This window comes from Sphingobium sp. Ant17, from assembly GCF_000588875.1.
Classification (GTDB): Bacteria; Pseudomonadota; Alphaproteobacteria; order Sphingomonadales; family Sphingomonadaceae; genus Sphingobium.
This window is the reverse complement of sequence record NZ_JEMV01000029.1, coordinates 32,741-49,771: the sequence shown is the minus strand read 5'-3', so window position 1 is coordinate 49,771 and position 17,031 is coordinate 32,741. Positions and strand designations below refer to the sequence as shown.

At 64.7% G+C, this 17,031-nt stretch carries 8 protein-coding genes and 1 pseudogene; all 9 read right to left on the bottom strand.

All coding sequences use genetic code 11. The annotated features are described in order from the left end of the window. Positions 1-25 precede the first annotated feature (25 nt). The 9 genes and pseudogenes from BF95_RS29265 to BF95_RS13945 all read right to left on the bottom strand — a co-directional run bounded on the left by BF95_RS29265 (position 26) and on the right by BF95_RS13945 (position 17,011). Positions 26-181 carry a DUF3459 domain-containing protein gene (locus tag BF95_RS29265; protein ID WP_235209757.1) on the bottom strand — a complete coding sequence of 52 codons (156 nt, stop codon included), beginning with the start codon at positions 179-181 and terminating at the stop codon, positions 26-28. Then, positions 178-1,737: a malto-oligosyltrehalose trehalohydrolase gene (treZ, locus tag BF95_RS13975; protein ID WP_235209756.1), complete on the bottom strand. Its 1,560-nt coding sequence runs from the start codon at positions 1,735-1,737 to the stop codon at positions 178-180. Before treZ ends, BF95_RS29265 begins: the two co-directional genes overlap by 4 nt. Further along, positions 1,734-3,836, bottom strand: a complete 2,103-nt coding sequence (gene glgX / locus BF95_RS13970) for a glycogen debranching protein GlgX (RefSeq protein ID WP_043152017.1) — start codon at positions 3,834-3,836, stop codon at positions 1,734-1,736. Before glgX ends, treZ begins: the two co-directional genes overlap by 4 nt. After that, positions 3,833-6,019, bottom strand: a complete 2,187-nt coding sequence (glgB, locus tag BF95_RS13965; RefSeq protein WP_051520025.1) for a 1,4-alpha-glucan branching protein GlgB — start codon at positions 6,017-6,019, stop codon at positions 3,833-3,835. Before glgB ends, glgX begins: the two co-directional genes overlap by 4 nt. After that, a complete protein-coding gene (gene treS, locus BF95_RS13960) occupies positions 6,016-9,228 on the bottom strand; it encodes a maltose alpha-D-glucosyltransferase (protein WP_043152015.1) in 3,213 nt (1,070 codons plus the stop codon). Before treS ends, glgB begins: the two co-directional genes overlap by 4 nt. Then, complete coding sequence (locus tag BF95_RS28295) at positions 9,225-10,190, bottom strand: hypothetical protein (protein ID WP_200866969.1); 966 nt, start codon at positions 10,188-10,190, stop codon at positions 9,225-9,227. The genes treS and BF95_RS28295 overlap by 4 nt, the downstream gene beginning before the upstream one ends. Before the next feature lie 7 nt (positions 10,191-10,197). After that, on the bottom strand, positions 10,198-12,291 hold the full coding sequence (locus BF95_RS28290; RefSeq protein WP_200866968.1) for a maltotransferase domain-containing protein: 2,094 nt from the start codon (positions 12,289-12,291) through the stop codon (positions 10,198-10,200). A 105-nt stretch (positions 12,292-12,396) separates the two neighbouring features. Further along, the gene (locus BF95_RS13950) at positions 12,397-13,812 is read right to left on the bottom strand and encodes an efflux transporter outer membrane subunit (protein WP_043152014.1); all 1,416 of its coding nucleotides are present in this window, start codon (positions 13,810-13,812) and stop codon (positions 12,397-12,399) included. Between the two features lie 11 nt (positions 13,813-13,823). Beyond that, positions 13,824-17,011, bottom strand: a pseudogene (locus BF95_RS13945) (efflux RND transporter permease subunit). Between the last annotated feature and the right edge of the window lie 20 nt (positions 17,012-17,031).

Sequence of the window (17,031 nt, the reverse complement as noted above, 5' to 3'; positions counted from 1 at the left end):
GCTTGCGCCAGATCATGGAGCAGGCTCATCGGTCGATCCACGCGCCAAAGCTGCCTGGTGATCCGGCTTCGCCCAGCGCGAACAGCGGATCGGCCATCTCTGGAAAGGCCGCTGGCTGATCCGCCAGATTGATGGCGAGGGTCAGCGTGGCCCCGTCGCCCATGCGCCAGCGGGCGGTCACCGCGCCCTCGCGACCGCCTCGGCCCCGATCGCCTGCGCGCCCTTGAGGCGCGGCACGATCACATCGCGCCGCAGCGCCAGCAATTGCGCATAGAGCGCCCGCCACGCGTCCGCCGATGGCCCCGGCATGGCGCGCGATTGCGCGAACGTGGCTTCGGCATTGGGATCGGGTATCCGCGCGCGCGCCGCCGGATCGGCGAAGGCCGCAAACTGGGCGAACTCGCGACGACGCCCTTCACGCACGGCATCGGCCAGGTCATCATGGAAATCGGTGAAGAACAGGAAAGGCGATTGGCTGCCATGCTCATCGCCCATGAACAGCAAGGGTATTTGCGGCGACAGCAGCAGCAGCGCGGTCGCCGCGCGCAGCTTGGCGGGATCGGCCAGCAGCGTCAGCCGCTCACCCATGGCGCGGTTGCCGATCTGGTCGTGATTTTGCAGGAACGACACGAAGGCCGTCGGCGGCAGGTGCGCGCTCGGCGTCCCCCGGGGCTTGCCGTCATGGTTGGGCGATCCTTCGCCCTGATAGATGAAGCCCTCGCCCAAGCAGCGCGCCAGCCGCTCGGCGGGACGCTCGGCGAAGTCGGCATAATAGCCGCTGGTCTCGCCGGTCAGCAACACATGCAGGACATTGTGGAAATCATCATTCCATTGCGCGTCGTAGCGCGCGGGGGTCAGGCGGTCGGCATCGTTATGTTCATTCTCCAGCACCAGATGGACATGCCGGTCTGGGCCGGTCACCGCGCGTAATTCGCCTGCCAACTCGTCCAGAAAATCCGCATTGCCGATCGCATGTACTGCGTCGAACCGCAGCCCGTCGAAGCGATAGTCGTTCAGCCACATCGACGCATTTTCGCGGAAGAAGGCATGAACCGCAGGCGTTTCGACCGCGACCGCCCCGCCCCATGGCGTATGCACCTCGGCGTCGAAAAAGCCCGCCGCGTAAGCCCCCAGATAATTTCCGTCCGGCCCGAAATGATTATAGACCACGTCGAGGAACACCATCAGCCCCAGGCCATGGGCGCGATCGATCAGCGCTTTGAGGTCATCGGGCGTGCCATAGCTTTCCGCAGGCGCGAACGGTAATACGCCGTCATAACCCCAATTGCGGGTGCCGCCGAAGGCATTGGCCGGCATCAGTTCGATCGCGGTGATGCCAAGGTCAGCGAGCGCGGGCAGCGTTTCCGCCACGCCCGCAAAGCCGCCGAGCGTTCCCACATGCACTTCCCATATGACCGCCTCTTCCCACGGTCGACCGCGCCAATCGTCGGTCTGCCAACGATAGGTGCCGGGATCGACAACGACGCTCCAGCCATGGACGCCCCCCGACTGGCCGCGCGAGGCAGGGTCTGGCACCGCCAGATCGGCGTCGAGCCGGAAGCGATAGCGCGTCCCCGCCCCCGCCGCCGCCTCGACCGCGAACCAGCCATCGGCCTCACGCGCCATCGCCACCGGCGCGGCCCCGTCGATCTCCAGCGTCACCGCATCGCGATCGGGTGCCCAAAGGCGGAAGCGTGTGCGCTCGGGCGTCAGTAGGACTGGTCCCCAATGGGTCATTCGGCGGCCATCTTCCATGTCAGCAGCGCGGCCCCCTGCGGGCCGACCTCATATTCGCCATCCATGACTTCGGACGGCTCCTGTTCGGGCTTGGCGCTGTCGATCATCACCATGCGCTGCCCATCGGGGGGCGGCAGCTTGAACAGGATCGGTTCGGGTGAGGCGTTAAGCAGCAATGTAACCGACTCGATTTCGCCGCTGTCCAGCCGGATCGACCGGCGCATCACGAGCGCGCGGCCGTCGGGATTGTCCCAATCTTCCGGCGAAAGTTGCTCGCCGCGTTCATCCCACCAGGCCAGATCGTCAATGCCCTGCCCCGGCGATCCATCGCCATAGAGGAAATTGCCCGCGCGCAGCATCGGATAGCGCCGACGCAGCGCGGCCAGCCGCGCGGTGAAATCGATCAGCGCCTCACCTTCGGGCGAGCGCGCCTGGTCCCAATCGAGCCAGCTAATCTCATTATCCTGGCAATAGGCGTTGTTATTGCCGTTCTGAGTCCGGCCGAACTCGTCGCCCGCCACCAGCATCGGCGTGCCGAGCGAAGTGAGCAGCGTCGTCAGCATCGAGCGCATAACCCGCGCCCGGGCATGGTTGATGTCGGGATCGTCGGTTGGCCCCTCCGCGCCCCAGTTGCGCGAATAATTTTCCGAATGGCCGTCGCGATTATCCTCGCCATTGGCTTCATTGTGGCGCTGTTCATAGGCGACGGTGTCGGCCAGGGTGAAGCCATCATGCGCGCCGATCAGGTTGATGCTGGCCCAGGGACGCCGGGCGCGCCGGTCGAACAGGTCGCCCGACCCCGCCAGCCGCGCTGCCAGATCGCCCCGTTGCGACGGGTCGCCGCGCCAGAATTTGCGCACGGTATCGCGATATTTGTCGTTCCATTCCGCGAAGGAGGGCGGGAAGTTTCCGAGTTGATAGCCGCCGGGGCCGATGTCCCACGGCTCGGTCATCAGCTTCAGCCGTCCCAGCACCGGATCCTGTCGCAGCACGTCGAAGAAGGCCGCGCCTGGATCGAAACCATGATCCTCCCGCCCCAGCGTCAGCCCCAGATCGAAACGGAAGCCGTCGATCCCGAAACTGGTCGCCCAATAGCGCAGGCTGTCGGCCACCATCTGGATCACCCGCGCCTTGGACAGGTTCAGCGTGTTGCCGGTGCCGGTGTCGTTGATCGAATAGCGCAGATTATCGGGCAGCAGCCGGTAATAGGTCGCATTGTCGAGCCCACGCCACGACAAAGTCGGCCCGCGCTCGGAGCCTTCGCAGGTGTGGTTATAGACGACATCGAGGATCACCTCGATCCCCGCGGCATGGAGGCGGCGGACCGCGCGGCGCAGTTCGTCCTGCGTATCCGTCGCGAAATAGCTTTGTTCAGGCGCGAAGAAGCCGAGCGTATTATAGCCCCAATAGTTGCGCAGCCCCTTTTCCTGCAGGAAGCGATCCTGGGTGAAGGCATGGATCGGCATCAGTTCGAGCGCGGTCACGCCGATGCGCTTCAAATGCTCGATCACCTTGGGATGGCCGAGCGCCGCATAGGTGCCCCGCTCGCGCGGTGGCACCAGGTCGAACAGCTTGGTCAGGCCCTTGACGTGCGCTTCGTAAATCACCGTTTCGGACCAGGGCGTGTTGGGCTTCACATCGCGCGACCAGTCGAAATGATCATCGACCACCACCGCCTTGGGCATGGCGAGCGCGCTGTCGCGGCGGTCGAAGCTCAGATCCTCGCGCTTCGAGCGCACCTGATAGCCGTGCAGCGCGTCGGTCCAGCGCACCGGCCCCGACAATTTGCGCGCGTAGGGATCAAGCAGTAGCTTGTTCGCATTGAACCTGTGCCCCTCTTCCGGCGCATAACGGCCATGCGCGCGATAGCCATAGAGCAGCCCAGGCCCCGCATCGGGCAGGTAGCCGTGCCAGACTTCATCGGTCCATTCGGGCAGTTCGTAGCGGCGCAGTTCCCGCCGCCCGGTTTCATCGAAGACACAGAGTTCGATTTTCTCGGCATGGGCCGAGAATACCGCAAAGTTGACGCCCAAGCCGTCAAACGATGCACCAAGAGGATAGGCTGACCCGGATTCGAGCCGGTCGGGAAGTGAGTTCAACTGTCGGTTCCTTCGAAACGGAGCACCAAACCGGCAAGCGGCGGGACGACGATGACAGCGCTGGCGGGCTGGCCATCGGCCGGATCGGCGGAGGCATGAACCATTCCGCCATTGCCGATGTTCCCGCCGCCATACATGTCGGCATCGCTATTGAGTATTTCGCGCCACTGCCCCGCGCGCGGCAGGCCGATGCAATAGTCATGCTGCGGATCGGGGCTCATGTTGATGACCACCACCACCGGCGCGGCGCCCGGCGCGCCATGGCGGGCATAGACGAGGATGCTGCGTTCGGCATCGGCCCCGACAATCCACTGGAAGCCCGACGGATCGGCATCCCGCGCATGCAGGGCCGGTTCCTTCGTATAGAGGTGGTTCAGGTCGCGCAGCAGCCGCTGCATCGAAGCATGCTCGGGCTGGTCGAGCAGATCCCATGAGACCTGGGTGTCATGGTTCCATTCGATATCCTGTGCGATCTCGCAGCCCATGAAGAGCAGTTTCTTGCCCGGATGCGTCCACATGAAGCTGAAATAGGCGCGGAGATTGGCGAATTGCCGCCAGCGATCGCCGGGCATCTTGCCGATCAGCGATCCCTTGCCATGGACGACCTCGTCATGGCTGATCGGCAACACGAATTTTTCGGAATAGGCATAGACCATCCCGAAGGTCAGTTCGCCATGATGCCAGCGGCGATAGAGTGGGTCGCGCTCCACATATTGGAGCGTATCGTGCATCCAGCCCATGTTCCATTTATAGGAAAAGCCCAAGCCGCCCTGCGGCACTGGGGCCGACACGCCGGGCCACGCGGTCGATTCCTCGGCGATCGTCATCACGCCGGGGAAGCGTTCGGCAACGACGCTGTTCATCCGCTTGAGGAATTCGACCGATTCGAGATTCTCCCGCCCACCATGGATGTTGGGCACCCATTCGCCAGCGTCACGGCTGTAATCGCGGTACAGCATCGACGCGACCGCATCGACGCGCAGCCCATCGACATGGAAGGTTTCGAGCCACCAGAAGGCCGAAGCGAGCAGGAAGCCCGACACTTCGCGCCGACCCAGATTATAGATCAGCGTGTTCCAATCCTGATGGAACCCCTCGCGCGGATCGGCATGTTCATAGAGCGGCGTCCCGTCGAAATGCGCGAGGCCATGCGCATCGGTCGGGAAATGCGCGGGCACCCAATCGAGGATCACGCCGATGCCGGAGCGATGGCAGGCATCCACGAAGCCTGCAAACTGGTCGGGCCGCCCGAAGCGCGCCGAGGGCGCGAATTGCGACAGCGGCTGATAGCCCCATGACCCGCCGAAGGGATGTTCCATGATCGGCAGCAATTCGACATGGGTAAAGCCCATATCGACAACATAGGGGATCAGCCGATCGCCCAGCGCCTGCCAGTCGAGCGTGCCTGTGGGATCGTCACCCGGCCGCAGCCAGGAGGCGGGATGCACCTCGTAGATCGAGATCGGCGCATCGGGCGCATGGCGCGCGGCGCGCTCGGCGAGCCAGTCGGCATCGGACCAGACATAGTCCGGCGCTGGCGCGACGATCGATCCGGTCGCGGGTGGCATTTCGGTCTGGCGCGCCAACGGGTCGGCCTTTTGCACGATGCTGCCATCGGCTCCGGCGATCTCGAACTTATAATGGGTGCCAGCACCGATGCGTGGCACGAACAATTCCCATACGCCAGCCCCCAGGCGCAGCCGCATGGGGTGCCGTCGTCCGTCCCAGCCGTTGAAGTCGCCCACCACCGATGCCCGGCGGGCATTGGGTGCCCAGACCGAAAAGGCAACGCCGTCGATGCCGTCGATCATTTTGGGATGCGCGCCCATGACGCGCGCGAGGTCAAGATGCCGTCCCTCGTTGAACAGATGCAAATCGAGATCGCCCAGCACCAGTCCAAAGCCATAAGGGTCTTCGGTTTCCTGCACCGCGCCGCCCGGCCAGGCGATGCGCAGCGCATAGGGGACATCTTTGTCCAGCCGACCAACGAACAAGCCGGGGGCAAGCTCGTCGAGCGCGCCGATCGCGCGGCTGTCATCGCGCGCGATCAGCGTCACCGCTTGGGCACCGGGCTGGAATGTCCGTACTTCGCCATCATGCGCGCCCAGCATCGCGAACGGGTCGTCCAATCGACTTTCGAGCAAGGCGGCTGTCGCCCCCAGCAATTCATGGCGCGCGTTCATGCCGATGTCTCCTGCAGCAGGCTTTGGGCGGCGCGCGCCAGACCGGCGATCGGCACGCCGATCCAGGCGGGCCGATTGGCCGCCTCATAGGCGACTTCATAGGCGGCCTTTTCGAGGATCATCAGGTCGAGCAGCGGTGTGTCGATCGCCTGCGACACGCCCTGATAGCCGTCGATGAACGCCTGGCAGGCGCTGCGACGGAAATCCTCGTAGCGCGCATCGGTGCGGGCTTCGTCGGTGTCGGTCATGGCTGGGCGGGCGCGCTCGGCGACGGCGGCGGCATAATCGAACGACCGCAGGACGCCGGCGATGTCGCGCTCCGGCAAATCCTTGGCGCGGCGCTCATCGAGCGAGCGCACGGGTTCGCCTTCAAAGTCGATCAGCATCACGTCGCTGCCGGTCACCAGCATCTGGCCCAGATGCAGATCGCCATGGATACGGGTGCGGGTGCGACCCTCGGCCTGTCGCGCGACTGCCTTGATGCGGTCCATCAGCGCCGACCGATTGTCGCGCAGATAGGCGGCAGCTTCGGCCTCAGCCTCACTGAGCGTCGCCGTTCCAAGCGACCCCAGCGCCTTATCGACCTGTCCCTCGATCCGACCCGACAGCCGATCGGCATCGGCCAGCGTCATCGCTTCAGGCGCGAAGGCCGCGTCGTCGCTCGGCGCTGCCAATACACCGTGCATTTCCGCGACACGGCACCCGATATTGCACGCGAAATTCTCGTAGTTCGACGAACTCCAGTCGGCATCGGTCGCCAGCCGGTCGAGCATGCTCAGCGTCCATGCCCAGCCATCGCCCTGATTATAGACGAAGCGCTGGACCAGCATCAGCAGGGTAGAAGTGTCGCCCTCATCGAGCCAAACCTCACCCAGGATCGCGGGCACATTCTCAAAGCCCTTGGCGGCGAGATAGCGCACCATCTCGGCATCGGGATGGACGCCCGGCTGCACCTTGCGCAACAATTTCAGGACCGCGCGTTCGCCAAGCACCATCGTGCTGTTCGATTGTTCGGCGCCGATCCATTCGGGCACGGCATCAGGCTCGATGTCGAGCGCGTCCGTGGCGGTGAAGCGCAGCGTCCCGCCATCGACCGCCACGGCATCGCCGCGCTTGAGCGCGCCGATCACCGCTTCGGCAAATTCGGCGACCGCGAAGCCATCGGTCAACAACCCCACGCGCCGTTCGCGCCGCACCCGGCCGATCGCCAGGTTCGAGGCAAATGGGCCATATTGCTCGCCTTCCCAGGCGATACCCAGCGGCAGCGTATAGGTCTGCGTACCTGCGTCCGTGGTGACCTCGATGATGGTCAGCACCAGATCGCTCGCCTGCGGCATCGCGATCGTCCGCGCGACGCGCACCTGCCCGATCGTCTCGTCCTTCTCGCCGAACCAGCGGCGATGCGGGACATAGGCTGGCAGGATTTCGCCCTCCAGCACCTGCGCGTTGCGGCCCTGCGTCACGCCTGCAAGGTCCGGGCGCAGTACGAAGGTATAGCGTTCGACGTCGGCGGCCGGGGCCGCGCTCGACCAGTCGGGTGCCGCCTCGTCATTGGCCAGTTTGAACCACAGGAAGCCATAGGGAGGCAGCGTCAGCAGATAGGGCAGTTGGCCGATCGCCGGGAAGGTTGCGCCACCCGACATTTCGACCGGAGTGCGGCCGACGAATTCATGCAGGTCGAGTTCGACCGCCTGCGCCGTGCGGCCCAGGTTAGCGACGCACAACACCACTTCGCCGTCCAATTCGCGCAGATAGGCCAGGATCTTGCGGTTGGCGGGGCGCAGGAAACGCTGCGTGCCGCGCCCGAACGCCTGATGCTCGCGGCGCACCGCCAGCATCCGCTTGACCCAGTTGAGCATCGAATGCTGGTCGCGCTCCTGCGCCTCGACACTCACGGCCTGGAACCCATAGAGCGGGTCCATGATCGCGGGCAGCGTCAGGCTGGCGGGATCGGCGCGCGAGAAGCCGCCATTGCGATCCGACGACCATTGCATCGGCGTGCGCACCCCGTCGCGATCGCCGAGATAGACATTGTCGCCCATCCCGATCTCGTCACCATAATAGAGCACCGGTGTGCCCGGCATCGTCAGCAGCAGCGCGTTCATCAGCTCGATCCGGCGACGATCGCGTTCCATCAGCGGCGCGAGGCGGCGACGGATGCCGAGGTTGATCCGCGCGCGCTTGTCGGCGGCATAGGTGTTCCACAGGTAATCCCGCTCCTGATCGGTCACCATTTCAAGCGTCAGTTCGTCATGGTTGCGCAGGAAGATCGCCCATTGGCAGTTGTCGGGAATGTCGGGCGTCTGGCGCATGATGTCGGTGATCGGGAAGCGATCCTCCTGCGCCACTGCCATGTACATGCGCGGCATCAGCGGAAAGTGGAACGACATATGGCATTCGTCGCCATAGCCCTGATCGTTGGTGTCGCCGAAATATTGCTGGGTATCTTCGGGCCACATATTGGCCTCGGCCAGCAGCATCCGGTCAGGATAATGCGCGTCGAGATCGGCGCGGATTTTCTTCAGCACTTCATGTGTTTCGGGCAGATTCTCGTTCGACGTGCCGTCGCGCTCGATCAGATAGGGGATGGCGTCGAGCCGCAGCCCGTCGACCCCGGCGTCGAGCCAGAAATGCATCACCGACAGCACTTCTTCGAGCACTTTGGGATTGTCGAAATTGAGGTCGGGCTGGTGCGAATAGAAGCGATGCCAGAAATAGGCCTGCGCCTCGTCGTCCCAGGTCCAGTTCGACTTTTCGGTGTCGCAAAAGATGATGCGTGTGCCCGAATAGAGTTTGTCGCTGTCCGACCAGACATAGAAATCGCGCTCCGGGCTACCCGCAGGTGCCTTGCGCGCTGCCTGAAACCAGGGGTGCTGGTCCGAGGTGTGGTTGATCACCAATTCGGTGATCACGCGCATCCCGCGCGCATGCGCCGCCTCGATAAACGCGCGGGCGTCGTCCATCGTCCCGTAATCGGGGCTGACCTCGCGATATTCGCCGATGTCATAGCCATCGTCGCGGCGCGGGCTGGGGTAGAAGGGCAGCAGCCAGATCGCGGTGACGCCGAGTTCAGCGATATAATCCAGCTTCGCCATCAGCCCGGCGAAATCGCCGATGCCATCATTATTGGAATCGAAGAAGGACTTGACGTGCACCTGATAGATGACGGCGTCCTTGTACCAGAGGGGATCCTGGTCGAGCGCGGTCATACGGGTTCTCCCGGCGCGATGCGCCAAATGCGATAAGGTAGGTCGGGTTCGAGGCGGATATGCTGGGTCTTGCCATGCCAGTCGAAACGATGGCCCTCGGCGAGATCCTCGACCGCGATGCTGGCGGTGTCGGACAGGCCGAACTCCCAGAGCGGTACTTCAAAGGCGGCTTCCTGCGCATGGTGCGGGTCGAGGCTGACCATCACCAGGATCATGTCGGCCCCATCGGGCGCAGGCTTGGCGTAATAGATGATCCGGTCGTTCTGCACGGCGTAAAAGCGCGTGTTCAGATGCGTCTGCAACGCGGGGTAAGCGCGGCGCAGGCGGTTAAGCATCGTGATGTCGGCGATGATATTGCCCGGCGCGGTCCAGTCGCGCTGGCGAATCTCATATTTCTCGGAATCGAGATATTCTTCCTTGCCCGGCACGGGCGCGGCCTCGCACAGTTCGAAGCCCGAATAGACGCCGAACAGCCCCGATAAGGTCGCCGCCAGCACCGCACGGATGCGGAAGCCCGGACGGCCCGAAGTCTGCAGGAACAGCGGGTTGATGTCGGGCGTGTTGACGAAGAAATGCGGCCGGTAAAATTCCTTGGGCGCGGTGGTCGTCAACTCGGTGATGTAATCGGTCAGTTCGGCCTTCTCGTCGCGCCAGGTGAAATAGGTGTAGCTTTGCGAAAAGCCCACCTTGGCCAGCCGGTACATCATAGCGGGCTTGGTAAAGGCCTCGGCGAGGAAGATCGCGTCGGGATGCCGCGCGCGGACATCGCCGATCATCCACTCCCAAAACGGCAATGTCTTGGTGTGCGGATTGTCGACGCGGAAGGTCTTTACCCCGCGTTCGATCCACAACAGGACCACGTCGCGCAGCGCGGTCCATAGCCCCGGCACCGCGTCCTTGGCGTAGAATTCGACGTTGACGATATCCTGATATTTCTTTGGCGGATTTTCGGCATATTTCATCGACCCGTCAGGCCGCCAGGCGAACCAGCCGGATGCTCCTTGAGCCAGGATGATCGGGCGAACATTGAATCGCGAAGTCGAGTGCGATTTCCAGGCCGTGATCGCGCGCCGCATCGACCAGCCGCAAGAAATCCTCAAGACTCCCCAATTCGGGATGGATGGCGTCATGCCCGCCTTCGGGCGCGCCGATCGCATAGGGGCTGCCCGGATCGCCCGGCGCGGGTGTCAGCGTATTGTTCGGCCCCTTGCGATTGGCGGTGCCGATCGGGTGGATGGGCGGAAAATAGAGCGTGTCGAAGCCCATGTCGCGGATCGCGGGCAAGCGCGGGATCACATCGTCGAACGTGCCATGCTGCCCCGGCACAGTCGATTGCGAGCGTGGGAACAGTTCGTACCAACTCGAAAAGCGCGCGGTCAGCCGCTCGGCATCGACCGGCTGGACGGGAGAGCGCAGCCGGTGCGGGCGATCATCGGCTTGCGCCATCGCGGCCGCCAGTTCGTCGGACAGCAGCAAGGCAGCGTCGTCATCACGCTTCAACTGCGTGGCGAATTTCGCCAAGTCTTTCTTTGCCATGCCTTTCGATCGGTCACGGGCTTGCTCGACCAGGAGCCGCCCTTCGGCACGATCGACCGCCGTCGCTACGCCTGCGTCGAGTTTCTTGCGAAAATCGCGGGTAAAGCCGCCGAACCGATCGAGCCACGCTTCGATGACGAACTCATGCCGCCCCATGCGCGTCATCGCAAAGCTGGCCTGCCAGCGCAGGTTCGGCAATTCCTCCATCGCCACGGCCGTCCAGTCGCTAGCATCGGCGGGCCGCCACAGCAGTTCGACCGCCAGTTGTTCGTGCCCGTCAGCAAAGACGGTCGCTTCGACATTCACTGCCTCGCCAACGACCCGCTTGACCGGAAAGCCGCCCGCGACGGTCGGCGAAACATCTTCGACAACCAAGCGTGGCATTTGCGCCGCGGCGATCGCGCCGCCGGACACCGGTCCCATAAGAATGGGCTTTGCGCGATCTGCGGTCATTATGCGTACCTCCCCAGGTTGAAGCTCGGCCACCATATCGTCGCCGAACGGCGCGAACGCGGCACCCGCGGTCGACAGCAGCGCCGTCGATGCAGGCGCAGGCTGCGCCCGGTCGGTGGTGTTGATCAGCACCAGCATCGCTGCGCTACAGTCGCGGATATCGCCGGTGTCGGCGCGGAGAAACACGGTCACAGGTCTGCCCGCGCCGTTCAACCGCCGCATCTCGCCCGCAAAGGGCGCAGCCTGCCGCACGACATCTACCGCTCGCTTCGCAAGGTCGGGATAGCGGACCATCACGTCCAGCGGCAGGATCAGGCCATCCGACATGGCGGCCGCCGCGATGAGGCTGCGCGTCATATGGTCGTGGGTCAGCTGCGCAGCCTTTGGCTCGGCGAGCAACGCTGCGATCGCGCCAACATCGTGCCGCTCTTCGACCAGATTGGTGGACCGCAAGTCCCAGCCGCCAAACGCGGAAACCAGGCCATCAAGACCTGTGCCCCGTAGCGCCTGCGCAGTCGCGCGCGGCAGTTCCGGCGCATGGGCAATCGCCAGCGCATCGCTCTTGCGTGCGCGTAGCCGCGCGATCAACGCAGTTAAAAAGGCGGGCGCGATGCGATCAGACTGCAGGAATCGAAACCCCTGCACGCCGCCATCAAGCAGCGCGATCAATCGATCTGCGATCGTCGGCATGAGCGCTTCGATAGCCCCTTCGGTCCGCAAGCGCGCGCGCGCTTCGCCCGACGCCGGCATCGCCACGCGCGGATCGACCGGTCCTTCGCGGTCGGCGATCCGGCGCAGCGCGAACAGTGCGGGTTGCTCCACCACCAAAGGATGATCGATCGGAAAACGGGCGATGTCGATGTCGAGCAGCAGCGCTAAACCAGCGTCGGCGCACTGTTGCGGGAGCCCATTAGGCAGGTCATCGATTGTGCCAAAACAGCCCTGCGCCATCGGCCACAACAGAGCACCAAACCCCGCCGCTGCGCCTGCGGTCAGCGCTCCTGCATCGATTCGATCAACCTCCGCATGTGGGTCGGAATGGGCTGAAAGGATGCAGGGCGTGGGTAAGGGCAAGGGCAATCTCCGGTTGGGCGGGACACAAGGGTAACCACCCGTCCCGCGAAGACGTTCCCTGCTAATTACGGAGTTTCGGGTTCGGCCCGGCGAGCCGACGCCAATCTACCCAACCGTCTGCGGTTGCCAGCCGCCGCCCAAGGCACGGAACAGATCGACCTGGGCGAAGGCGACCGAGCGGTCGGCCAAGGCGAGGTCCGCTTCGGCAGCCGCGAGCGTGCGCTGCGCGTCGAGGACGGTCAGGAAATCGATCTGCCCTTCCCGCTGGCGCGCGAGGCTGATGCGGGCGGCGCGATCGGCGGCGTTGCGTGCGGCCTGCAACGTGTCGCGGCGTTCCATCGCATGGGCATAGATGGACAGTGCGGTTTCGGTTTCCTCCAGCGCGCGCAGCACCGTGCCGTCGAAGGTCGCGAGCGTTGCGGCGCTGTCGGCGCGCGCCGCCCCGATGCGGGCGCGGATCGCTTCCTGATTGGGGAAGGCCCAGTTGATGAGCGGTCCCAGCACCCAGCGCAGCGGGCCGCCGCCCAATATGTCGCCGCCGCCGATGGCGGTCGTGCCGATCGCGCCACCCAGCGAAATGCGCGGATAGAGGTCCGCCGTCGCCACCCCGATCCGCGCCGTGTCGGCGGCGAGGCGGCGTTCGGCGGCGCGGACATCGGGCCGCCGGGCCAGCAATGCGCGACCGTCGCCCACCGGAATCGGCTGGGCCAAATGCGGCGTGGTGACGCTGGCGCGGATATCGGCGGGCAAATCCTGCGGCGTGCGCCCGGTCAGCGTTGCGAGGCGGAACAGGGCAGCATCCCGGTCGGCGGCAAGGCTCGGCACCAGCGCCTTTTGCTGGTCGCGCAAGGCTGTCACCCGGATCACATCGAGCCGATCCGAGCGGCCTGCGTCGAAACGCGCGCCGGTAATGCGGATCGAGCGATCGAGCAGGTCGACCGTGCGCTGCGCCACGGCCAACCGCTCGGCCGAAGAGGTGGCATCGACATAGGCGCGCACCGTATCAGCGACGACCGCCACGCGGACGGCGTCGGCATCCGCCTCGGCCGCGCCCAGGTCGCCGCGCGCCGTCTCGATCGAGCGCTTTACCCGGCCGAACAGATCGACCTCATAGCCGACGCTGAACCCCGCATCGACGGTGCGATTCTCCCGGTCGATGCCGGGGAAGCTCTGCGCCGCTGCCGTCCGGCCATAGGTGACGGTGCCGTCGAGGCCCGTCGAAGGCAGCCGATCCGAGCGCGCGCCGCGCAGGGTGGAGCGCGCCCGCTCCAGCCGCGCCACGGCGACGCGGATGTCAGTGTTGGCGCTCAGCGCGTCGCCGACCAGTCGATCGAGCAGCGGGTCTTCATAGAGCCGCCACCAGTCGCCCTGCGCCTCCGCCGCGCTGACGGCGGGGGTTGCCGTGCCGATAAACGGCGCGGCGGCGGTGGGGGGCGTGACCGGCGGCCGATAGTCGGGACCAGCGGCGCAGGCCGTGAGGGCAGTAGCTGCCAACAGGGCAGCGAACAGGGATTTGGTCATGGTAGGATATCCTATTCGGCCGGTTGCAGCGCGGGAGCTTGGCCGTTCCGCCCGCGACGGGTGAAGCGGTCGCCAAGCGCGCGGCAGACGACATAGAAAGTGGGGGTGAAGAGCAGACCGAAGGCCGTGACCCCGGCCATGCCGAAGAAGACCGCCGTGCCCAAGGCCTGGCGAAGCTCGGCACCGGCCCCTTGCGCGATCACCAGCGGCACTGCGCCCAGGATGAAGGCGAAGCTGGTCATCAGGATCGGCCGCAGCCGGGTGCGCGCGGCCTGCACCGCCGCCTCGACGGGCGAGAGGCCCTGCTGTTCCTCGGCCTGCTTCGCGAACTCGACCACCAGAATAGCGTTCTTGGCAGCCAGCGCGATCAGCACGACCAGGCCGATTTGGGTCAGGATATTATTGTCCATCCCCCGCAGGTTGACGCCCAGCATCGCGGCCAACAGGCACATCGGCACAATCAGGATGATCGCCAATGGCAGCGTCAGGCTTTCATATTGCGCGGCCAGCACCAGGAAGACGAAGAAGACCGCCATCCCGAACACCAGGCCCGCCGTATTGCCCGCCGTCGCCTGCTGATAGGCGATGCCCGTCCATTCCTGCGCATAGCCGGCGGGGAGCGCCGTTTCACCCAGCTTTTCGATGGTGCTCAGCGACTGGCCGGAGGAATAGCCCGGCGCGGTATCGCCATCGACCTCTACCGCAGGCAGCAGATTATAGCGGACGACGCGATAGGGGCCGGTCTTATCCTGGAAGGTGGACAGGGAACCGAGCGGCACCATGGCACCCGAATTGGACCGGGTCTTGAGATTGGCGATGTCTGCCGTCGATCCGCGAAACGCCTGATCCGCCTGTGCCGTGACGCGATAGGTGCGGCCCAGCAAGTTGAAGTCGTTGACGAAGGCAGAACCCAGATAAACCTGCATCGCTTCGAATACCCGTTCCGGCGGCACGCCCAGCAAGTCGGCCTTGCGCCGGTCCACATCGGCGAAGATGCGCGGGGTGGCGACGTCGAACAGGGTATAGACTTGGGCGAGGCCGGGGGTCGTATTGGCCTTGCCGATATAGTCGGTCGCGACCTTGTTCAGCGCGTCATAGCCGCGCCCCTCGCGATCCTCGATCATCGTGCGATAGCCACCGGCCGAGCCGATGCCCTGGATGACGGGCGGCGGCACGAGAATGATGCGCGCCTTGTCATAGTCGCCGATCGCCTTTCCGGCCTGCTCCATGATCCCGGCATAGGTGGCGCCCACTTCCTTGCGTTCGGCAAAGCTGGTGAAGGGGAAGTAGATCGCCGCGGAATTGGGCGCGGCGGTCTGCGATGGACCATGGAAGCCAGCGAACATCACCGCGCCGCGCAACCCCTTGATCGGCAGGATTTTCTCCGCGACCTCGCGCGTCACCTTGTCGGTGCGCTCGAGCGACGCGCCGGGCGGAAGCTGGACCACGGCCAGGAAATAGCCTGATCCTGCGCGGGGATGAAGCCGCTGGGGGTGACCCAAAAGAGCGCGATGGTCGCCGCGATCAGGCCTGCATAGGTGAGCAGCATCTTCTTGGGCCGGGCGACCAGGAAGCGGGTGAGGCTGGCATAGCGGTCGCTCATCCGTTCAAAGCCGCGATTGAAGGCGTCGGCGGCCTTTTGCGGCCACCGCTTCCAGCGCGGGGCGTCCGCTGCTGGTGCGTCATGCCCATGTTTGGGCTTGAGCAACAGGGCTGCGGCGGCGGGCGAGAGGGTGAGCGAAAGCAGCAGCGAAATCACCGTCGCGGTCGAGATGGTGACGGCGAACTGCTGGTAGAAAGCGCCAGAGATTCCGGTGATGAACAGCGTCGGCACGAACACCGCGCACAGCACCAGAACGATCGCGACCAGCGCGCCCGCCACTTCGTCCATCGAGAAGCGTGCCGCCTCCAGCGGAGACATGCCTTCCTCAATATTGCGTTCGACATTTTCGACCACAACGATGGCGTCATCGACGACGATGCCGATCGCCAGGACAAGGCCAAAGAGCGAGAGATTGTTGAGCGAATAGCCGACTGCCGCCAGCATCGTCGCGGTGCCGATCAGCGAGACCGGGATGGCGATGATCGGGATGACCGCCGCGCGCCAATTCTGGAGGAAGATGAGGATGACGAGGACGACCAGGATCACCGCCTCGAACAGCGTATCATACACCGCGTCGATCGACTGGCTGATAAATTCGGTCGGATTGTAGATGACGCTATATTCCAGCCCCTTGGGAAAGCGCTGGGACAGACTGTCCATTTCCGCCTTGACCTTCTCCGCCGCGTCGAGCGCGTTGGAGCCGGGGCGCTGCATGACCGCGATGACGACCGTCGGCTTGCCGGACAAATAGGTGTTGATGCCATAATCCTGCGCGCCCAATTCGACACGGGCGACGTCGGCGACGCGGACCTGATGGCCATCGGCATCCGTGCGGATGACGATGTCGGCAAATTGCTGCGGCTCGCTCAGGCGGCCCTGCATTTCGACGCCCAGCTGAAAGGCTTCGCCGCTGTCATAGGGCGGCTGGCCGATGGCCCCCGCCGACACCTGCACATTTTGCGCGCGCAGGGCGGCGACGATCTCGCCCGCCGTCAGGTTGAGCGCGGCGGCGCGACCGGGATCGATCCACACGCGCATCGCATAGTCGCGCGCGCCGAACAATTGCACGTCGCCCACGCCGTCGAGCCGCGCGAGGCGATCCCGCACCTGCGTCAGGGCGTAGTTGGAGAGGTAATTGCGGTCGAGCGATCCGTCGGGCGACTGGAGATTGACGACCATCAGGAAGTCGGGCGATGTTTTGCGCGTGACGACGCCTAAGCGCTGCACCTCTTCGGGCAGGCGCGGGACAGCGACCGCAACGCGGTTCTGCACCAGCACCTGCGCGGCATCCAGATCGGTGCCGATCTTGAAGGTAACGGTGATCGTGACTTTGCCGTCACCGGTCGACTGGCTGCTGACATAGAGCATGTCGTCGACGCCGTTGATTTCCTGTTCGATCGGCGCGGCGATGGTCTGGGCCACCGTTTCGGCCGATGCGCCGGGATATTGCGCGCTGACCGTGACGGTCGGCGGCACGATGTCGGGATATTGAGCGACGGGCAGCCCGATGAAGGCCAGCGCGCCGACCACCGTGATGATCACGGCGATCACGGCCGCAAAGATCGGCCGGTCGATGAAGAAGCGGGAGAAACGCATGGGCGTTATCCTTGGGAAAT